Origin of the sequence: Blastococcus litoris (genome assembly GCF_003075095.1) — a bacterium.
GTDB classification, from domain to species: domain Bacteria; phylum Actinomycetota; class Actinomycetes; order Mycobacteriales; family Geodermatophilaceae; genus Blastococcus_B; species Blastococcus_B litoris.
Map to the genome: position 1 here is coordinate 212268 of NZ_QCZF01000006.1, position 18470 is coordinate 230737.

General features: G+C 73.1%; 21 protein-coding genes. 11 read left to right on the top strand and 10 right to left on the bottom strand.

Features of this window, described 5'->3' with window-relative positions:
* The first annotated feature begins 197 nt into the window (after window positions 1-197).
* From DCS98_RS14560 to DCS98_RS14575, 4 genes are all read left to right on the top strand, one after another.
* A complete protein-coding gene (locus DCS98_RS14560) occupies window positions 198-590 on the top strand; it encodes an ArsR/SmtB family transcription factor (protein WP_116452081.1) in 393 nt (130 codons plus the stop codon).
* A complete protein-coding gene (locus DCS98_RS14565) occupies window positions 587-835 on the top strand; it encodes a hypothetical protein (RefSeq protein ID WP_097197170.1) in 249 nt (82 codons plus the stop codon). The genes DCS98_RS14560 and DCS98_RS14565 overlap by 4 nt, the downstream gene beginning before the upstream one ends.
* 130 nt (window positions 836-965) lie before the next feature.
* On the top strand, window positions 966-1574 hold the full coding sequence (locus DCS98_RS14570) for a cadmium resistance transporter (protein ID WP_116452082.1): 609 nt from the start codon (window positions 966-968) through the stop codon (window positions 1572-1574).
* Window positions 1575-1642: 68 nt separating this feature from the next.
* Complete coding sequence (locus DCS98_RS14575; protein WP_176523087.1) at window positions 1643-2233, top strand: DinB family protein; 591 nt, start codon at window positions 1643-1645, stop codon at window positions 2231-2233.
* A gap of 156 nt (window positions 2234-2389) precedes the next feature.
* Here DCS98_RS14575 and DCS98_RS23075 read toward each other — a convergent pair whose 3' ends face one another.
* Entirely contained in the window at window positions 2390-2557 is a 168-nt protein-coding gene (locus DCS98_RS23075) for a hypothetical protein (protein ID WP_164704576.1), read from the bottom strand.
* Window positions 2554-2853: a thioredoxin family protein gene (locus DCS98_RS14580; RefSeq protein ID WP_116452083.1), complete on the bottom strand. Its 300-nt coding sequence runs from the start codon at window positions 2851-2853 to the stop codon at window positions 2554-2556. The genes DCS98_RS23075 and DCS98_RS14580 overlap by 4 nt, the downstream gene beginning before the upstream one ends.
* Window positions 2854-3091: 238 nt before the next feature.
* Between DCS98_RS14580 and DCS98_RS14585 the strand changes: the two genes are divergently transcribed.
* Window positions 3092-3304, top strand: a complete 213-nt coding sequence (locus DCS98_RS14585) for a hypothetical protein (protein ID WP_097197189.1) — start codon at window positions 3092-3094, stop codon at window positions 3302-3304.
* 6 nt (window positions 3305-3310) lie between these two features.
* Window positions 3311-3880 carry a hypothetical protein gene (locus tag DCS98_RS14590; protein ID WP_097197168.1) on the top strand — a complete coding sequence of 190 codons (570 nt, stop codon included), beginning with the start codon at window positions 3311-3313 and terminating at the stop codon, window positions 3878-3880.
* A gap of 430 nt (window positions 3881-4310) precedes the next feature.
* On the opposite strand, the gene DCS98_RS14595 is transcribed toward DCS98_RS14590, so the two are convergent.
* On the bottom strand, window positions 4311-4934 hold the full coding sequence (locus DCS98_RS14595; protein ID WP_116452084.1) for a carboxymuconolactone decarboxylase family protein: 624 nt from the start codon (window positions 4932-4934) through the stop codon (window positions 4311-4313).
* A 147-nt stretch (window positions 4935-5081) separates the two neighbouring features.
* On the opposite strand from DCS98_RS14595, the gene DCS98_RS14600 reads away from it, so the two are divergent.
* Window positions 5082-5615, top strand: a complete 534-nt coding sequence (locus DCS98_RS14600) for a peptidylprolyl isomerase (protein WP_116452085.1) — start codon at window positions 5082-5084, stop codon at window positions 5613-5615.
* A gap of 146 nt (window positions 5616-5761) precedes the next feature.
* Window positions 5762-6523 carry a rhomboid family intramembrane serine protease gene (locus DCS98_RS14605; protein ID WP_116452086.1) on the top strand — a complete coding sequence of 254 codons (762 nt, stop codon included), beginning with the start codon at window positions 5762-5764 and terminating at the stop codon, window positions 6521-6523.
* Here DCS98_RS14605 and DCS98_RS14610 read toward each other — a convergent pair.
* Entirely contained in the window at window positions 6520-6933 is a 414-nt protein-coding gene (locus DCS98_RS14610; RefSeq protein ID WP_116452087.1) for a PH domain-containing protein, read from the bottom strand. The two genes, DCS98_RS14605 and DCS98_RS14610, sit on opposite strands and share 4 nt — an antisense overlap.
* A gap of 86 nt (window positions 6934-7019) precedes the next feature.
* Between DCS98_RS14610 and DCS98_RS14615 the strand changes: the two genes are divergently transcribed.
* Window positions 7020-8177 (top strand): thiolase family protein, encoded by a 1158-nt coding sequence (locus DCS98_RS14615; protein ID WP_116452088.1) that lies wholly within the window; start codon window positions 7020-7022, stop codon window positions 8175-8177.
* A 486-nt stretch (window positions 8178-8663) separates the two neighbouring features.
* Here DCS98_RS14615 and crgA read toward each other — a convergent pair whose 3' ends face one another.
* Complete coding sequence (gene crgA, locus DCS98_RS14620; protein ID WP_116452089.1) at window positions 8664-8936, bottom strand: cell division protein CrgA; 273 nt, start codon at window positions 8934-8936, stop codon at window positions 8664-8666.
* 129 nt (window positions 8937-9065) lie between these two features.
* Here crgA and DCS98_RS14625 point away from each other — a divergent pair, with 129 nt between their 5' ends.
* Window positions 9066-9830, top strand: a complete 765-nt coding sequence (locus DCS98_RS14625; protein WP_241038028.1) for a DUF881 domain-containing protein — start codon at window positions 9066-9068, stop codon at window positions 9828-9830.
* Window positions 9831-9841: 11 nt separating this feature from the next.
* On the top strand, window positions 9842-10510 hold the full coding sequence (locus DCS98_RS14630; protein ID WP_116452091.1) for an aminodeoxychorismate/anthranilate synthase component II: 669 nt from the start codon (window positions 9842-9844) through the stop codon (window positions 10508-10510).
* Between the two features lie 62 nt (window positions 10511-10572).
* On the opposite strand, the gene pknB is transcribed toward DCS98_RS14630, so the two are convergent.
* The 5 genes from pknB to DCS98_RS14655 all read right to left on the bottom strand — a co-directional run bounded on the left by pknB (window position 10573) and on the right by DCS98_RS14655 (window position 18424).
* Complete coding sequence (pknB, locus tag DCS98_RS14635) at window positions 10573-12321, bottom strand: Stk1 family PASTA domain-containing Ser/Thr kinase (protein ID WP_116452092.1); 1749 nt, start codon at window positions 12319-12321, stop codon at window positions 10573-10575.
* A gap of 154 nt (window positions 12322-12475) precedes the next feature.
* On the bottom strand, window positions 12476-14167 hold the full coding sequence (locus tag DCS98_RS14640) for a protein kinase domain-containing protein (protein ID WP_116452093.1): 1692 nt from the start codon (window positions 14165-14167) through the stop codon (window positions 12476-12478).
* Complete coding sequence (locus DCS98_RS14645; protein WP_116452094.1) at window positions 14167-15612, bottom strand: peptidoglycan D,D-transpeptidase FtsI family protein; 1446 nt, start codon at window positions 15610-15612, stop codon at window positions 14167-14169. The genes DCS98_RS14640 and DCS98_RS14645 overlap by 1 nt, the downstream gene beginning before the upstream one ends.
* Window positions 15609-17024: an FtsW/RodA/SpoVE family cell cycle protein gene (locus DCS98_RS14650; protein ID WP_116452095.1), complete on the bottom strand. Its 1416-nt coding sequence runs from the start codon at window positions 17022-17024 to the stop codon at window positions 15609-15611. Before DCS98_RS14650 ends, DCS98_RS14645 begins: the two co-directional genes overlap by 4 nt.
* Window positions 17024-18424, bottom strand: coding sequence for a PP2C family protein-serine/threonine phosphatase (locus DCS98_RS14655; protein ID WP_116452096.1), 1401 nt, complete (start codon window positions 18422-18424; stop codon window positions 17024-17026). Before DCS98_RS14655 ends, DCS98_RS14650 begins: the two co-directional genes overlap by 1 nt.
* Window positions 18425-18470: the final 46 nt, after the last annotated feature.

Sequence of the window (18470 nt, forward strand, 5' to 3'; positions counted from 1 at the left end):
TGGCAATAATCCATTGCCTTGACTGAACTCGTGAACGAGGACGATCACCGCTTGCGAATGCTGGTCCGGTCTGGCGTCACGTCGCGCTCGGCCCCAGTGACCCTCGACCAGATCGCGGCGACATCCCGCCGCAGCTCGCTCGTACCAACGCCTGTTGCTATGTTGGTCTGGACTCGACCGGGATGCGAAGGGAACCGATGAACGGCGACACCTGCGAGCTGTTGTGTCTCGATCTGCCGCACGCTGAGGCGGTCCGTGCCGCGCTGACCGGCGAGGAGCGGGCGCGGGCGCTGGCCGCGCAGGCGAAGGCGCTGGGCGATCCCACCCGGCTGCGCATCGCTGTGGCGCTGCAGCTGGGCGAGGAGCTGTGCGTGTGCGACCTTGCCTGGATCACCGAGCTGTCGCAAAACCTGGCTTCGCACCACTGCCGCGTCCTGCGCACCGCGGGCCTGTCCACGTCCCGCCGCGACGGCAAGCTGGTCATGTACCGGCTCACCGACGCCGGCCACCGACTGCTGACCGCGGTCGCCGGCTCGTCGGTGCTGCTGCCTGTCGGCGCCGCGGAAACCGCTGAAACGACGGTCCGGTGAGCGTGGCCCCGGCCCAGGTCCACGCGCACTCCGAGCTAACCGACGCCGAGCGGGCCTGGTTGGGCGCCGCGGCGCTGGCCGCGCTGGTGGTCGCGGTGCAGCTGCAGGTCCGCAGCATCGAGGAGCCGTACCTGCGCGCGGTGCACGGCGCCGCCTACCTCGCCTTCGCCACCCGCGCCGGCCGGTTCCTGCCCGGCATCGGCCGTCTGCACGCACCGGCCGACCGGGAGCGCATCGCCGCCTGACCCGCCCGGCGCCGCTCGCCGGAGCACCCACCCACCAGACGCTCCCGCTCGCCGGCACGCCCACACATGCACGACCGGCCGAAGGCCGCACCACGCCCACCCGGGCAAACACTGATCGGAGAACTTGTTCGTGGACGTCGCCACCTGGACGCTGCAGGCGCTCGGCCTGTTCGTGGCCACCAACATCGACGACATCATCGTGCTGTCGCTGTTCTACGCCCGCGGCGCCGGCCGGCGCGGCACCACCGCAGCGATCCTCGCAGGCCAGTACCTGGGCTTCGGCGCGATCCTGGCCGCGGCGGTACTCGTCGCACTGGGCGCGCGCAGCTTTCTGCCCGAGGCCGCAATCCCGTACTTCGGGCTCATCCCGCTGGCGCTCGGCCTGCTCGCAGCCTGGCGGGCCTGGCGCGGCGACGACGACGATGACGATGACGACGAGGGCAAGGTCGCCGGGAAGTCGGTGAGCGCGCTGACCGTTGCGGCGGTGACGTTCGCCAACGGCGGCGACAACATCGGCGTGTACGTGCCGGTGTTCGCCACCGTCGGCACCGCCGGCATCGTCGCCTACTCCGCGGTGTTCCTGGCCCTGGTTGCGGTGCTGGTCGCTGCGGCCCGGTTCGTGGCCACCCGCAAGCCGATCGCCGAGGTTCTCGAGCGCTGGGAGCACGTACTGTTCCCGCTGGTGCTGATCGGCCTCGGCATCGTCATCCTCGTCGAGGGCGGCGCGTTCGGGCTGTAGCACCGGCGGAGGGGGATGCGGCGGACAGGCGCCTTGCCTGTGCCTGCGGTGGCGGCCACGGTGGTCACATGAGCAGATCTCCGGAAACGGTGCCCGGGGCGACGCCGGCGGGCGAATCGCTGGTGGACCGGCTGGCCATCGCGCGAGAGATGGACGCGGCCCGGGCGTCGCTACACGAGCTGCTCGCCGGCGCCGATGCCGCCGACCTGCGCCGCCCCAGCGACGGCACCCGGTGGACCAACGAGCAGCTGCTGTTCCACATGGTCTTCGGCTTCCACGTCGTGCGGGTGCTGCTGCCGCTGGTGCGCCTGGTCAGCCGGCTGCCGGCCCCGGTCGGCCGGGGATGGGCGGCGCTGCTCAACTTCACCACCCGGCCGTTCCACGTCATCAACTACTGGGGATCGGTGGCCGCGGCGCGGGTGTTCGACCACGCCCGGATGGGGTCGTTGGCCGACCGCACGACCGCTGCGCTGAAACGCCAGCTGGACCGCGAGCCCGAAGAGGCGCTGCACCGCGGCATGCCGTTCCCGACCGGGTGGGACCCGTATTTCGGCTTCATGTCGCTGGCCGACGTGTACCGGTATCCGGCCCGGCACTTCGAGCATCACCGCCGCCAGCTCACCCTTGCCGCCGCGGCCCCGAAGCGACCGGCCGGGTGACGCCGCCATCAGCGCAGGGCCAACACCGGACCGGATGAACAGACACCGCGACGGCTTGCGTGCAAGGAGTCGGCCGGTGCCCGTCGCTGGCCGACATCGTTCCCCGTCTGCCGATCGCTTGACCGCCGACCCGGATGGGCACCGGGCGGTGCCGTCCTACCGGCGGCCGATCCGGGTCGCGGCCCACAACCCGCAGCGGCGGCAGATGTAGACGCCCGGGGTGGCGCCGAGCTCGTGCACGGCCGTCACCGGCAGGTCGCGGCCACAGCAGCCGCACGACCGGATCTCGTCGGTGCCGACGAGCCGGCGGCCGGGCAGCCTCACTGCAGGACCGCGAGCAACTGGTCGACCGTCGGTGATCCGGCCAGGCCGTCCGCAGTGCGGTACACCCGGCAGGACAGGCCGACCGGGGCAGCGGGATTTGCGAACGGGTCCCGCCCGTCCACCAGCACCGTCGGCGACCCGCGGAACCGCGCGGCCTCGGCCTGCTCCGGGGTGCTGACCAGGCGGCGCTGCACACGCACGTCGTCGCGGCCGGCGCGGGCCAGCGCTTCCTGCAGCCGCTGGTCAGCCACCTGCCAGGTCGTGCACCCGTCGAAGTACAGCAGCGTCACGTCCATGCCCGGAGAACCTCCCGCCTCAGCGCCGTCTTCCCGCGGTTGCGTGGCCGCGGGCCGGGCGCAGTCGCGGCAGATGTGCGACGCCGGGCGCGGGCGGCCAGGGAGCGCGACGGCCCGCCCCGAACGTGTGACGGGCGCATACGCCTTGACTCCCCGAATCGCTTCGTCGGTGGCACCCTGTAGACACGTGGGTGTGGACGTCCTTGTGGAGGGACGTGTGGATGAAGGAGGGGTGCTCGTGTCGATCGCGGAGAGCAATGCGTCCGTCGAAGCGAAGGAGCTCACCCCCGAGGAAGCTGCCGTCGCCTTCGACCGGATCGCCCGCCGTGCCCTGGACCTGAGCGGGGAGGACTTCCTCGTCGCCCTGGACGAGGGCACGTTCGACGACGTCGATCCTGATGCCCATCCCGGGCTGCTCGACGTGCTCATGGCCCTGCCCCTCGTGCGCTGACGACTCGTGCCGGGAGCGTCGCCGTATCAAGCGGTCGAGGCGTTCCTGACCCCTCTTGAGCGGGCGGTTGCCTGCCTCGGAGTCGGCAAGATCGTCGTTTCGCCGGGCGGCCGCGCCACCGCGGGCAAGACGCACCTGTGGAGCCTCAACGGCGGCGACGGCCTCCTCCTGCGTGGTGACGCAGCCGGCTGCCGGTTCCTGGCGTCCATGCATTATCGGATCGTCCCGACCGACCCCGAGAGGTACGACATCGAGCAGGGGCGCTGGCGGGTCACCACCTCGGCTTACCTGTACGAGTTCAGGACTCCGGACAACGCGAAGCTGTGGGCGATGCACTGGCACCCGACCGGTCGGAGTCACGCCACCTTCCCGCACCTCCACCTCTACACCGTCCGACCTGACGGGCACTTCGTCACGCCGCGACAGACCCTCGAGTCGGCGGTGCAGTGGTGCATTGAGATGGGCGGGGAGCCGCAGAATCCCCGGTGGCGCACCGTGCTGGCCGAGTCCGAGGGCATCCACCAGCTCTACCGATCCTGGTCGGAGGACCCGCCATCGCCACCAGCGGATCGGTGACGTCAGCCCTCCCGCGCCGAAGCAGAACGTGGGCGGTCAGCCGAGTGTCTACTCCGCTTCCCCATAACCAGCTCGCCTCCGACTGTGCAGCGCCGGGGGAAGGGTGGGCCGCAGGCCCATCCCGCAGGGACGCGCAGCGCCCTTCCGGCGGCCGGCGCAGTCGGAGAGGCTCCTGCGGGGATGGGGCGGGTGCCGCCTCCGAACGCAGCAGTCGGAGCGACGGCTGTGATGCGTCCAGTCCGCACACAGTCCGCAGATAGTCCGCAAAACGGCCGAAAACGGCCAACATCGCCCGACGACGGCCGACGATGAAAGCGCTGGTCAGGATGGGTTTTCAGTCATAGCCCATTCTGTCAAACCACCCCTCGGTCGATTTTGCAAGGCGGGGGTTAGGGGTTCGATTCCCCTCGTCTCCACCCACCGCTGACGATCAGGCCGGCGACGCTTCGCCCGCCGGCGGCCGGCCGTAGGCGACCGCTGACCGCACCGCTTCCGGCGCGGCGGCGACCAGCTGCTGGTCCGGACGGGCGCCCAGCGCGTCGTTCACCGTCGAGAACGCGATCCGCAGCGCGACGTACAGCGTCATCGCGGCGATCTGCGCGTCGTCCAGCCCTGCCTCCCGCAGCGCAGCGACGTCGCCGGCCGTCGTCGCGTTGGGGTCTCGGGCCAGCTGCCGCGCCCACCGGGCCAGGGCACGGTCGCCCACTCCCAGGCCGTCGTCCTTACCCCGGAGCACGGCCGCGGCGACGTCGTCGCCGGCCTCCCCCGCGAGCCGCTTCCCCCACGCCAGCGAGCAGTGGGGGTCGCCCAACGCGCCGGCGGACGCCGCCACGAGGACACCCCGCTGCCGGAAGGAGAGCCCCGCGGCGGCGCCGGCCTGCTTCAGCAGCTCGGTCAGCCCGTCGTGCAGATCCGGCTGGTGCGCCCAGGCGTGCGAGAGGTTCATGACGTAGCCCATGTCGCCCCGGTCGTCGGCGAACAGGCGCGAGGCACCCGGGGACGGGGCCGGGGGAGCCAGGAATCCGGTGTCCGGCAGCGTGGGGTCGCTCGTCATGCGGGTCCTCCGGGGGCGGGGCGGTGTCGGCGGCAACCTAGCCCGCCGGCCCTGGTCGGCGGCAGGCCAGCGGTCGTGGATGTTCCACGTGGAGCGCCGCCGGGAACCGGCCGGTCGTGCCCCGCTGATCGGTGGCAGAGTGGAGCCGTGACTGAATCGACTCCCGCCCGCCGCGCGGTGCTGCACACGAACCACGGCGACATCACCGTGGACCTGTTCCCCGACCACGCCCCCAAGACGGTCGCGAACTTCGCCGACCTCGCCGAGGGCGCCCGTGAGTGGACCCACCCCGAGACGCGTCAGAAGACGACGGACCCGCTGTACGACGGCACGATCTTCCACCGGGTCATCTCCGGCTTCATGATCCAGGGCGGTGACCCGCTGGGTCAGGGCTACGGCGGCCCCGGCTACCAGTTCGGCGACGAGTTCCACCCCGAGCTCTCGTTCGACCGCCCCTACCTCCTGGCGATGGCGAACGCCGGCCCGGGCACCAACGGCTCGCAGTTCTTCATCACCGTCGGGCCGACCCCGCACCTCAACCGCAAGCACACGATCTTCGGCGAGGTGGCCGACCAGGCCAGCCGCGACGTCGTCGACCGCATCGCCACCACCCCCACCGCCCGCGGCGACCGTCCCGTCGAGGACGTCGTCATCCAGTCCGTCGAGGTGCAGCGCAGCTGACGACGAACTCCGGCGACGGCCCCGTCCCGGGGCCCACCCCGAGCGAGCGAGGGGTGGGCGGGACGGGGTCCTCCTGCTACCGGCACCCGGACCGGCCGACCGGCATCTCCTGCACGCGGTGCGGTCGGCCGATCTGCCCGGAGTGCATGATCCCGGCCTCGGTGGGCTTCCAGTGCCCCGAGTGCGTCCGGGAGGGCAACGCCTCCGTGCGCCAGGTCCGCCGGGGCAGCGGGCTGCGGTCGGCGGGGCGCCGCTGGGGCGCGGTGACCCTCACGCTCATCGCGCTGAACGTCGCGATGTTCGTGGTCACCGCGATCTCGGCGGTCTCCGTGGGCAACCCGCCCATGGACAACTACCGGTCGCCGGTGTTCGCCGACCTGGCGCAGATGCCGGTCCTCGTGCAGCTGGGCGAGTGGTGGCGCCTGCTCACCGCCGCGTTCCTGCACATCGGGCCTCTGCACCTGGCCATGAACATGCTGGCGCTGCTCCTGTTCGGCTCCGAGCTCGAGCGGCAGCTGGGCCGGTGGCGGTTCCTCGGCGTCTACCTGGTGTCCGCGCTCGGCGGCGCCACGGCGATCCAGCTCTTCGGTTTCCCCGGCGGGTACGTCGCCGGCGCCTCCACGGCGCTCTACGGCCTCCTGGGCGCCCTCGGCGTGCTGCTCGTCGCCAGCCGGCAGGACATCCGCGGCTTGCTCACCCTGCTGGCCATCAACGTGTTCATCAGCTTCCTGCCCGGTGTCTCGCTGCTGGGCCACCTCGGCGGACTGGTGGCCGGGGCGCTGGCCGCGGCCGTCCTCGTCGCCACCCGCCGGCGGGAGAAGCTCCAGCTGCCGGGTCTGGCCGCGCTGGGCGTCCTCCTCGCCGTGGTCGCCGCGACGGCGCCGACGATCGCGGTGCTGAGCCTCTAGCGCGCCGTCGGGTCCATCCCCCGCAGGGCCCGGGCCACCGCCTCCGGGTCGGCGCCCAGGTCGCGGCGGCCCAGGACCACCAGCACGCCGTCGTCGTCGGGACCGGAAGCCGTGTCGAGCTCCAGCGTGCGGCCGCGCATGCCGAGCCGGCGGGTCTCGCGCACGCGGACCTGCAGCCGGGCCCAGGGCAGGTGGTGCCCACCGGAGACGTTCCGGACGTCGACCCCGTCGGGCCCGGCGGCCAGCCGCGGGCGGGTCAGCAGGTCCCGGACGGCCAGGCCGAGCACGAGCAGCGCGCCGGCACCGACGAGGACCCGCCCCGCGGCGTCGAGGACGACGACGGCGAGCGCGAGACCGACGCCCAGCACCGCCAGCGCGACCGTCTCACCGGCCCGGGGTGACCACTGCACGGGCCCAGCCTGCCAGTGGACCGCTCGTCCTACGATCGGTCAGGGCTGACCGTTCGGCGCCCGGACCGTCGTCGAGGAGTTCGACCATGCGAGATGCCGTCATCTGCGCCGCCGTGCGCACCCCGGTGGGCAAGCGCGGCGGAGGGCTGTCCGGCGTGCACGCCGTGGACCTCTCCGCCCACGTCCTCACCGCCCTGGCCGAGCGCTCGGGCATCGACCCGGGCGTGGTCGAGGACGTCTTCTGGGGCTGCGTGAGCCAGGTCGGGGAGCAGACGTTCAACATCGGCCGCACCGCCGTGCTGGCGGCCGGCTGGCCCGAGAGCGTGCCGGGCACGACGATCGACCGTCAGTGCGGCTCCTCGCAGCAGGCCGTGGCCTTCGCCGCCGCGACCGTGATCAGCGGCCAGGCCGACGTCGTCGTCGCCGGCGGCGTCGAGTCGATGAGCCGCGTCCCGATGGGGGCCGCCCGGGGCGACGGCTCGGCGGGGAAGCCGCTCGGCCCGCTGTTCATGGAGCGCTACGGCGGCGTCCACCCGAACCAGGGCATCGGCGCGGAGATGATCGCCGAGCGCTGGGGCTTCTCCCGCACCCAGCTCGACGAGTTCTCCCTGGCCTCGCACGAGAAGGCGGCGAAGGCGCAGGCCGACGGTGCCTTCGACGAGGAGATCGCCCCGGTGACCACCCCCGAGGGCGTCGTCAGCGCCGACGAGGGGATCCGGCCGGGCGGCACCCTGGAGAAGCTCGGGTCGCTGAAGACCCCGTTCAAGGAGGACGGCGTCATCAGCGCGGGCAACGCCAGTCAGATCTCCGACGGTGCCGCGGCCCTGCTCGTGACCACCAGCGACAAGGCCCGCGAGCTCGGGCTGACCCCGCTGGTGCGCATCCACACCACGGTGATGGCCGGGGACGACCCGGTCATCATGCTGACCGCCCCGATCCCCGCGACGCAGAAGCTGCTCGCCCGGTCCGGGCTGTCGATCGGGGACATCGGCGTCTACGAGGTGAACGAGGCGTTCGCGCCGGTGCCCATGGCTTGGCTCGCCGACACCGGTGCCGACGAGGCCCGGCTGAACCCGCGGGGCGGTGCCATCGCCCTGGGTCACCCGCTCGGCGGCTCCGGCGCCCGCATCATGACCACGCTCATCCACCAGATGCGGGCCGACGGCATCCGCTACGGCCTCCAGACGATGTGCGAGGGCGGCGGCACGGCCAACGCGACCGTGCTGGAGCTGCTCGACAGCTGAACGCGCACCCGTCCGCAGGGCGGTTCCCCGTCGGGGAGCCGCCCTGCGCCGTCCCCGGCCGCGGTGCGGTCCGGAGGACCGCCACGTCACCGGACCGACCGTTCCGTCGCCACACGGTTCCCATCCGTCACCGCCACGCGTGTACGCGCAGGTCAGCACGGGTAGAGGCCCGTGGCGGTCACCGGTCCACCCCTGCCCGCATGTCGACACGTCCACAGCCGTATGCACAGCTGGGGACAGACTCACACGGGTGTAGTTACCCCCGTGGTGCTCCCGCCACATGAGCCCCATCCGTGGCATAAGCGCAGGTCACAGCGGTGCGGGTCCGTTCCGTCTCTCCACACGCGGTGGACAACCCTGGGGGTGGAGCGCCATGTCGACCTGTGGACGCACGCCGGGTCTGTGCACAGCGTCCGCACCGCGCACGGCAGAGGCCCCCGTCCCCGGGTGGGGACGAGGGCCTCGTGCAGCCGGCGAAGCTGGCGGTCAGCGCCAGCGCATCGACATGACCAGCCCGGCGACCATCGCGCCGAAGCCGATCGCGAAGTTCCAGGCGCCCAGCGAGACCATGAACGGGATCTTGTCGCCGGCGACGTAGTACACGACGATCCACAGCAGGCCGATCAGCATCAGCGCGACCATGAGCGGGGCGTACCAGCGCGGGCTCGGCTGGGCGGCCCGCGCCTGCGCCGACCGCGGCTGCAGCACCGTGTCCGGCGGCGTGTAGGCCGACTTCTTGCGCACCTTGGACTTGGGCACCTGACGTTCTCCCTTCCGCGGGCCGGGCTGTCACCCCCGTCCGCAACCGCCCCCAGCCTAAGCTGCCAGGGGACGACGAGGCCGGGACACATGCCGTCGCGCCCAGGAGTTCCCCCCGAGGAGGTGCCCGTGAGCAGGTCGCTGCTGCGCCGGCCGCTCCTCGGCGGACGCCGGCTGTCGGCCTGGGGCGCGCTCGTCCCCGTGGTGGCCCTCCTCGCCGGGCTGCTGTTCGCCACGTCCAGCAGCGCCGCGCAGGGCACGAACCTCCGGGGTGGGGAGGTCACCGAGCTCTCCGGGCTGATCGACCAGCGCAACGACGTGATCGCCGACCAGGAGGACCAGCTCGGGGACCTCCAGCGCCAGGTGGAGCGGCTCACCGAGCAGGCCGCCTCCCGGGACACCGACGTGGCCGCCGCCCAGACCGCGGGCGACGCCGGCGCGCTCTCGGCCGCCCTGGTGCCGCTGTCCGGCCCCGGCGTGGTGATCACCCTCGACGACGCCCCCTCGCGCCCGGACGGCAGCCTGCCCGTCAACGCCCGCCCCGACGACCTGGTCATCCACCAGTCCGACGTCCAGGCAGTCGTGAACGCCGTGTGGGCAGCCGCGGCGGACGGGGTGGCGATCATGGACCAGCGGCTGATCGCGACCAGCGCCGTCCGCTGCGTGGGCAACACCCTGCTGCTGCAGGGCCGCACCTACTCGCCGCCGTTCGTCGTCGCGGCCATCGTCGAGCCCTCGGCGGTCCGCGCGCAGCTGGCGGCCTCGCCCCAGGTGGCCGTCTTCCAGCAGGCCGTCGAGGCCTACGGGCTGACCTTCACCGTGCGCGAGCGACCGGACGTGGAGCTGCCCGCCTACGATGGCGCCCTGGACCTGCAGTACGCGACCGCCGGATGAGAGGAGGGGCCATGAGCGGGACGACCGCTGACCGTCCCGTCCTCGTCGTCGACAACTTCGACAGCTTCGTCTACAACCTGGTCCAGTACCTGGGCCAGCTGGGCGTGCGGTGCATCGTCCGGCGCAACGACGCCGTGGACGTCGACGAGCTGGCCGACCTCGACGTCGCGGGCGTGCTGCTGTCGCCCGGCCCGGGCACCCCGGCCGGTGCCGGCGTGACCGTGCCCATGGTGCGCGCGGCCGCCGAGGCGGGGACGCCGGTGCTGGGCGTCTGCCTGGGCCACCAGGCCATCGCCGAGGCCTTCGGCGCCGTCGTCGTCCGGGCGCCCGAGCTGCTGCACGGGAAGACCAGCCAGGTCGTCCACGAGGGGGACGGCGTCCTCGCCGGGCTGCCCTCGCCGTTCACCGCCACCCGCTACCACTCGCTGGCCGTCGACCCCGCCACCGTGCCCGACGAGCTCGAGGTCACCGGCACCACGCCGTCGGGCATCGTGATGGCACTGCGGCACCGCGAGCTGCCCATCGAGGGCGTCCAGTTCCACCCGGAGTCGGTCCTCACCGAAGGCGGCCACCGCATGCTCGCCACCTGGCTCGGGGCGTGCGGTCTGGCCCCCGACCCGGAGGTCGTGGAGGCCGCCGCCGCCGGCGTGCGCCGCCTGGCCGCCGTCACGGCCTCCTAGCCGCCCAGGACGACGAAGGGCCCCTTCCCGGTGCGGGGAGGGGCCCTTCGTCGTCGTGCGGCCTACGTGGGCGGAGCCGACGAGGACGTGGTCGGCGTCGCCGAGGTGGGCGTCGGCTCCGGCGGCGTCGGGACGGCGATCAGCAGGGTGATCTCCTCGCCGGCGCCGACGGCGGTACCGGCACCCGGTTCCGTCCCGACGACGGTGCCCTGGGGGACGTCGTCCCGCTCCGAGTTGACCGAGACGATCTGGCTGTTGGAGAACCCGAGGTCGGTCAGCGCCTTGCGGGCGTCGGCCTCGCTGCGGTTGGCGACGTCGGGCAGCCGGAGGGTGCCGGTCGAGATCTGCAGCGTGATCGGCTGGTTCGGCGCGGCCTGCTGGCCCTCGGCGGGGTTCACGCCGACCACGGTGCCCTCGTCCTCCAGGGACTCGACCTGGCGGCTGTTGATGCTGGTGAAGCCGGCCTGCTCGAGCTGGGCCCGGGCGCGCTCCTCATCCAGCCCGACGACGGCCGGGACGCCGAGGGTGTCCGGACCCCCGCTGACCACCAGGTCGACGGCCGTGCCCTCGTCCCGCGATGCGCCGGCGGCCGGGTCGCTGCTGATGACGTTGCCCTCGGCCACGGTGGTGCTGGCCTCGGTGGTGACCGTGCCGACCGTCAGGCCGGCATCGGTCAGGGCCTGCTCGGCCTGCGCCTGGGGCAGGTTGGCCACCGTCGGGACCTGCACCTGCCGGGTGGTCGGCGTCTCCTCGCCACCGCTCATCGCCACGGCGATGGCGATCGCGCCCGCGACGAGCAGCACCGCCACGACGGAGACGATCGCGATGATGCGGCGCTTCCTGCGCTTGCGCTCCTGCTCGTCGTCGTCCCAGTCGGCGTCGTCGTCGCCGTACGTGCCGAACCCACCGGGCGGGGCGCCGATGATCGCGGTCTTCTCGGCGTCGCCCATGACCGGCGTGGCCTCGACCCGCTGCCCGGCCAGGGCCCGCAGCAGGTCGTTGCGCATCTCGGCGGCCGACTGGTACCGGTTCGCCGGGTTCTTGCTCATGGCCTTGAGCAGGATCGCGTCCAGCTCGGGCGGGATCTCCCGGTTGATCGACGACGGGAGCCGCGGGTCCTCCCGCACGTGCTGGTAGGCCACGGAGACCGGGGAGTCGCCGGTGAACGGCGGGGCGCCGGTCACCAGCTCGTACAGCATGCAGCCGAGGGAGTAGACGTCGGAGCGCGCGTCGACGCTGTCGCCGCGCGCCTGCTCCGGCGAGAGGTACTGGGCGGTGCCGATCACGGCGGCCGTCGAGGTCATCGTGGCCGCGGAGTCGGAGACCGCGCGGGCGATGCCGAAGTCCATCACCTTGACCGTGCCCTGCGGCGTGATCATCACGTTCCCGGGCTTCACGTCCCGGTGGACGATGCCGTTGCGGTGGCTGAAGTCCAGGGCGCCGCAGATGTCGGCCGAGAGGCTCATCGCGCGCTCGGGGGAGAGGTGGCCCTCGCGGCGCAGCACGTCGCGCAGCGTCTCGCCCTCGACGTACTCCATGACGATGTAGGGCGTCGCGCCGGTGCTCGTGCGGTCCTCGCCGGTGTCGTAGACCGCGACGATGGCCGGGTGGTTCAGCGACGCGGACGCCTGGGCCTCCCGGCGGAACCGCACCTGGAACGACGGGTCGCGGGCCAGGTCGCTGCGCAGCACCTTGACCGCGACTTCGCGGCCCAGTCGCAGGTCGCGGCCGCGGTGCACCTCGGCCATGCCACCGCGGCCGAGGACGCCACCGATCTCGTAGCGCTCGCCGAGCACCTGCGGCGTGGTCATCGGAGGTCCTCTCGGGCGTGGCTGTGCGTCGTCCGGGCGAGGGCCTCGACGAGCGGGCGGGAACCCCGGCGTGCGGGGCCTCCTGCGGGCGGGGAGCCGACGGCGAGCCTAACCGCTGGGCAGCGCGAAACCCGGGAGATCCAGGCGGAGTGGATCACGGTGCCCCGCCCTGCCCTTCCGCCCCAGGCTCGACCGGCGGGGACGGGTCCGACGGCCCGGGAGTACCGCCCAGTGGCGGCTGGGACGACGTCGTCGTCTGCGCGGACGTGGTCGGGTTGTTGGTCGCCGGGTTCGACGGGTTGGCGCTCTGCGTCGGGGTCGGACGGGCCGAGGTCGTCGGCGCGGCGGAGGTGGTCGGCGGGGGGACCGGCTGCTCCTCCTCGTCCTCCTCGTCGTCCGGGGCGTAGGCCTCGTCGGCGACGAAGAGGGTGACCTCGCTGTTCGCCGGCACCGTGCCGCCCGCCGGGTCGAGCGCCGCCACGTCGCCGGCGTCCAGCGCCTGCCCCGAGGAGGCCAGCTGGTCGTCGTCCGCCGACTGCTCCTCCACCACGAGGCCGGCGCCCTCCAGCTCGGTGCGGACCTCGTCGGCCGGGCGCCCGATGTAGGCCGCCGGGTCGAGGACGACACCCGAGGGAGCGGCGGAGGTGCTGGCCGAGGAGCGCGTCGGGTCGGCAGTGGTGCCGTTCCCGTCCCCCCGGTCGCTGCCCAGGAAGTACCAGAGGCCGCCGGCGAGCAGCAGGACCAGCACCAGCGCGGCGGCCAGCCAGGCCCACCTCCGGCTGCGCCGCTCGTCGGCCGGCTCGTCGACGGGGTACCAGTCGTCGTCGTCCGGCGGCGCCTGCAGCGGGGGCATGGGGCCGCTGGGCGCGGTGCCCGGGCCCAGGTAGCCGGCTCCGGCCACGGCCGTCGCGCCCGTCGCCGGGATGACCTGCGTCGCGGAGTCCGCGAGCCCGCCGCCGGCGACCACCTGGGTGGGCATCGTGCCCGGTCCGACGACGGGCGCGAGGGTGCCGCCCGACGCCACCCGGCGGATGGCCTCGGCGAAGGCGCCGCCGTCGGGGAACCGGTCGCCGGGGTCCTTGGCCAGGGCCCGCTCGACCAGCAGCCGCACCGCCGGGGGGATGTGCGCGGGGAGCGGGGGCGGCGGCCGGTTGATGTGGGCCAGGGCGATGGCGACCTGCGAGGCGCCGTCGAAGGGCCGGACCCCGGTCAGGCACTCGTAGGCGACGACGCCGAGGGAGTAGACGTCGGAGGCGGCCGTGACCTCGAGGCCCTGCGCCTGCTCCGGGGAGAGGTACTGCGCCGTCCCGACCACCATCCCGGTCCGGGTCAGCGGCGTGGTGTCGCGTGCCTGGGCGATGCCGAAGTCGGTGAGCTTGACGACGCCGTCCGGCCGGACCATGAGGTTGCCCGGCTTGATGTCGCGGTGCACGACGCCGGCCCGGTGCGCGGCGGACAGCCCGTCGGCGGACTGGCTGAGCACGTGCAGCGTCCAGTCGACGGGGAGGGCGCCCTCCTCGTGCAGGATCGTGACGAGCGGTTGCCCCTCGACGAACTCCATGACCAGGAAGGCCAGCTGCTGGGTCCCGGTGTCGTCGACGGTCTCGCCGTAGTCGTAGACCGAGGCGATGTTCGGATGGGTCAGGGCGGCGGTGTGCCGGGCCTCGTTGCGGAAGCGCGCGAGGAAGCTCGGGTCGTTGGTGTACTCGCTCTTGAGCACCTTCGCGGCCACGATCCGGTCGAGGACGTTGTCGCGGGCCTTCCACACCTCGCCCATGCCACCCACCGCGATGGGGGCGGTGATCTCGTAGCGCCCGGCCAGCAGGCTCCCGGTGGACAGGGCCATCAGTTCCCCTGCCCGTTCAGGTAGGCCTCGATGACCTGGCGGGCGATCGGTGCCGACCGCTCGCCACCGGTGCCGCCCCCGTTGGCCACGAAGACCGCGACGGCGATCTGCGGGTCGTCGGCCGGGGCGAAACCCATGAACCAGGTGTGGTCGGCGACCTCGTCGCTCACCTGCGCCGTCCCCGTCTTGCCGGCGACCTGCACCCCCGCGATGCGGGCGGCGCGGCCGGAGCCGTTCTCGACGACGCTGAGCATCATCTCGGTCAGCTGGTCGGCCACCTCGGCGGAGATCGGCTCCCGCCACTCCTCCGGCTCGGTCGAGTCGATGACCGTGAGGTCGGGGGCCTGCACCTGGTCGACCAGGTAGGGCTTCATCTGCACGCCGTCGTTGGCCACGGTGGCGGCCACCAGGGCGGCCTGCAGCGGGGTCATGCGGACGTCGCGCTGCCCGATGGAGGTCTGGCCGAGGGCCGCCTCGCTCTCGATCTCCCCGATGCCGCTGGGCTCCACCTTCAGCGGGATGTCGAAGCCCTCGTCGTCCAGCCCGAACGCCTCGGCCATCTCGCGGATCTTGTCCTCGCCGAGGTCGATCCCCAGCTGGGCGAAGGCGGTGTTGCAGGAGATGGTGAGGGCCTCGATGAGCGGCTGCTCCTGGGTGGGGCTGCACCGGGAGTTGCCGAAGTTGCGCAGCTGCGTGCTCGTCTGCGGCAGCGTCAGGATGTCGGGCGCCGGGATGACGGTGTCGGGCGTACGCCCCTCCTCGAGCGCCGCCGCCGACACGATCACCTTGAACAGCGAGCCGGGCGGGTAGTTGTCGCCGATGGCGCGGTTCAGCCGCGGGTCCGGGTCGGCGGCCTCCAGCTCGTCCCAGTAGGCGCGGATGTCGGCCGGGTCGTGGCTGGACAGCCGGGTCGGGTCGTAGCTGGGCGTGCTGGCCATGCCGAGGATCGCCCCGGTCTGCGGGTCCAGCGCCACGACGGCGCCGGTCACGCCCTCGAGACCGGCCATGGCGGCCTCCTGGACGGCGGGGTCCAGGGTGAGGACGACGTCGCCGCCGGCGGGGTCGCGCCCGGTGAACATGTCGGCCAGACGCCGGAACGTGAGGCGGGGGTCGGTGCCCGCCAGGATCTCGTTCTCGGCGTACTCGAGCTGCGAGTTGTTGTAGATCAGCGAGTGGTACCCGGTCACCGCCGCGTACAACGCGCCCTGCGGGTAGTTGCGCAGGTACTTCAGCCGGCCGTCGGTGGGCACCGACTCGGCGATCGCGGTGCCGTTGACGATGATCGCCCCGCGCTCGCGGTCGTACTCCGCGGCCAGCACGCGGGTGTTGGACTGGTTCGTCCGCAGCTCGTCGGAGCGGACCACCTGGATCCAGTTCACGTTGACGATCAGCAGCGTGAACAGCACGAGCACGCTGATCGCGACGCGGCGCAGGGGTGCGTTCACGGGGTGACCACCTCGGTGGGTGCCTCCCCCAGGCGCGGCGGCGGCGAGCCGTGCGGCGTGGCCGGGCGGCGGGCCGCGTCGCTGATCCGGACCAGCAGCGCGACGAGCACGAAGTTGGCGACCAGCGACGAGCCGCCGTAGGCGAGGAACGGCGTGGTGAGGCCGGTGAGCGGCAGCAGGCCGGTCACCCCGCCGAGGACGACGAACACCTGCCAGGCGATCGCGAACGACAGGCCCGCGGCGAGCAGCTTGCCGAAGGCGTCGCGCACGACCAGCGAGGTGCGCAGGCCGCGCTCGACGAGGATCAGGTACACCACGATGACCGCGACCAGGCCGAAGAGGCCGAGCTCCTCGCCGACGGCGGCCGCGATGAAGTCGCTCTTGGCCACCGGCACCTGGTCGGGCCGCCCCCCGCCGAGGCCGGCACCGAAGATGCCGCCGGTGCCCAGGCCGAACAGCGACTGGACCAGCTGGTAGCCGGCGCCGTCCTGGTAGGCGAAGGGGTCCAGCCAGGTGTCGACGCGGGCCCGGACGTGGCCGAAGACCTGGTAGGCGATGAAGGCGCCACCGGCGAACAGGCCGACGCCGATCAGCAGCCAGCTCGACCGCTCGGTGGCGACGTAGAGCATCACGACGAAGATCCCGAACAGCAGCAGGGAGCTGCCCAGGTCGCGCTCGAAGACCAGCACGAGGATCGACAGGACCCAGGCGAGCAGCACCGGCCCGAGGTCGCGGCCGCGCGGCAGCTCGATGCCCGCGACCCGGCGGCTGGCCAGGGCGAGCACGTCGCGCTTGTCGACGAGGTAGGCGGCGAAGAAGACGACGAGGCAGATCTTCGCGAACTCGCCCGGCTGGATGGAGAAGCCGGCCAGCCGGATCCAGATCTTGGCGCCGTTGACCTCCGACAGGGACGCCGGGAGGACCGCCGGCAGGGCGAGCAGCGCCAGCCCGGCGAGCGCCAGCGTGTAGGCGTAGCGGGAGAGGGTCCGGTGGTCCTTCACGAACACCAGGAAGGCGACGAACAGCGCGACCCCGAGCGTCGCCCAGACCAGCTGGACCGGGGCGTCCTCGCGGGTCACGTTGCTCTCGATCTGCTCCGCGGCGAGGTCGAGGCGGTGGATGACGGTGAGTCCCAGCCCGACGAGCAGGGCCACCGCGGGCAGGATCAGCGGGTCGGCGTAGGCCGCCCACTTGCGGATGACCAGGTGGGCGACCACCCACAGGGCCGTGATCCAGGCGCTGAAGCCCGCCATCTCGGGGCGCAGCGAGCCGGTGATGGTCAGGTCGACGATGCACTGCGCGACCACGGTGATGAGGACGGCGAAGCCGAGGAGCACCGCCTCGGTGCCGCGCCGGGTGGGCAGCGCGGTGCCGGCCGCGGCTCCGCGGGGGTCGGTCACCGGGCCGGCCATCAGTCGGCCTCCCGGCAGTTCTCCCCCGGCTCGGACGACGCCGTCGTCCGGGCCGACGTGGACGGCGTGGCGGTGGCCCCGGCCGCCGGCGCGTCGGTCGCCGGGGTCCCCGTGGGCAGCGGGGCGCCCGGGTCCGGCGTCGGCGCCGCGGACGGAGACGGCGAGGGCTGGGAGGAGCCGGTGACCCGGCAGGGCGGCAGCCGCTGGTCGTGCAGGGCGGCGAGGATCCGGTCGGCGTCCTCGGCGTCGTCGGCGGTGATGCCGCCGCGGACCCGGTTGCGCGCCGCCGGGGTGAGGTCGCCGACCGCGAGGCCGGTGTCGCGGTCGAGCTCGAAGAAGTCGAAGCCGACGATGGAGACGTCCAGGCCCCGGAAGACGGCGACCTGCTCGTCCTCGCCGGTGCCGTCGACGCCCACGAACCAGTGCCCGAGGGCCCACACGTACGTTCCGACAGCTCCCGCGACGAGCACCACGAGAGCTGCCACCGCCACCAGGAGAAGTCGCAGCGGGCGGCGGCGGGCGGAGGGGCCGCCGCCCGTCGGCGGTGTAGGTGGTGGCGGTGCCGTGGGCTGCGGATCGGCGAGGGCCGCGCGGCCGGCGGCCGACCGGGCGTCGACCTGGCGCTGACCGATGTTGTCCCCGGCGGCGCCGTCGATCACCGGGTCCAGCCGTCCGCGGCCGCCGTCGTCCTCGACGACGTCGGCCACGATCACGGTGATGTTGTCCGGGCCGCCGCTGCGCAGCGCCAGCTCGATGAGCCGGTCGGCCGTCGACTGGGGGTCCGGGTCCTGGAGCGCCGAGGCCAGGGTCTCCTCGCTGACCACTCCGGACAGGCCGTCGGAGCACAGCAGGTAGCGGTCGCCGGCGCGGGCCTCGCGCATCGAGAGGTCCGGCTCGACCTCCTGCCCGTTGAGCGCGCGCAGGAGCAGCGAGCGCTGCGGGTGGCTGTTGGCCTCCTCGGCGGTGATCCGGCCGTCGTCGATCAGCGTCTGGACGAACGTGTCGTCGTGGGTGATCTGCGAGAGCTGGCCGTCGCGCACCAGGTAGGCCCGGGAGTCGCCGACGTGGCAGAGGGCGAGGCGGCCGCCGGCGAACAGGATCGCGGTGAGGGTGGTGCCCATGCCCTCGAGCTGCGGCGACTCGCGGATGACCTCGCGCAGGTGCTCGCTGCCCTCGAACACCGCCTCGCGCAGGGCCTGGAGCATGTCGCCCGAGGGCGCGTCGTCGTCGAGGTGCTCCAGCGCGGCGATGACCACCTTGCTGGCCACGTCGCCGGCCGCGTGCCCGCCCATGCCGTCGGCGACGGCGAGCAGGCGCGGGCCGGCGTAGACGGAGTCCTGGTTGTTGCCGCGGATCAGTCCGCGGTCCGAGCGCGCCGCATACCTCAGGACGAGGCTCATGCATCCACCTCGCTGGCGCTCGGGGGGCGCGTGCGCCCGGTAGCTG

What these genes read in the sequence shown, in the direction of transcription:
- DCS98_RS14560 (WP_116452081.1), top strand. Translation starts at nt 198, where the DNA reads ATGAACGGCGACACCTGCGAGCTGTTGTGTCTCGATCTGCCGCACGCT.
- DCS98_RS14575 (WP_176523087.1), top strand. Translation starts at nt 1,643, where the DNA reads ATGAGCAGATCTCCGGAAACGGTGCCCGGGGCGACGCCGGCGGGCGAA.
- DCS98_RS14580 (WP_116452083.1), bottom strand. Translation starts at nt 2,853, where the DNA reads ATGGACGTGACGCTGCTGTACTTCGACGGGTGCACGACCTGGCAGGTG.
- DCS98_RS14595 (WP_116452084.1), bottom strand. Translation starts at nt 4,934, where the DNA reads ATGACGAGCGACCCCACGCTGCCGGACACCGGATTCCTGGCTCCCCCG.
- DCS98_RS14605 (WP_116452086.1), top strand. Translation starts at nt 5,762, where the DNA reads ATGATCCCGGCCTCGGTGGGCTTCCAGTGCCCCGAGTGCGTCCGGGAG.
- DCS98_RS14615 (WP_116452088.1), top strand. Translation starts at nt 7,020, where the DNA reads ATGCGAGATGCCGTCATCTGCGCCGCCGTGCGCACCCCGGTGGGCAAG.
- DCS98_RS14630 (WP_116452091.1), top strand. Translation starts at nt 9,842, where the DNA reads ATGAGCGGGACGACCGCTGACCGTCCCGTCCTCGTCGTCGACAACTTC.
- pknB (WP_116452092.1), bottom strand. Translation starts at nt 12,321, where the DNA reads ATGACCACGCCGCAGGTGCTCGGCGAGCGCTACGAGATCGGTGGCGTC.
- DCS98_RS14640 (WP_116452093.1), bottom strand. Translation starts at nt 14,167, where the DNA reads ATGGCCCTGTCCACCGGGAGCCTGCTGGCCGGGCGCTACGAGATCACC.
- DCS98_RS14650 (WP_116452095.1), bottom strand. Translation starts at nt 17,024, where the DNA reads ATGGCCGGCCCGGTGACCGACCCCCGCGGAGCCGCGGCCGGCACCGCG.
- DCS98_RS14655 (WP_116452096.1), bottom strand. Translation starts at nt 18,424, where the DNA reads ATGAGCCTCGTCCTGAGGTATGCGGCGCGCTCGGACCGCGGACTGATC.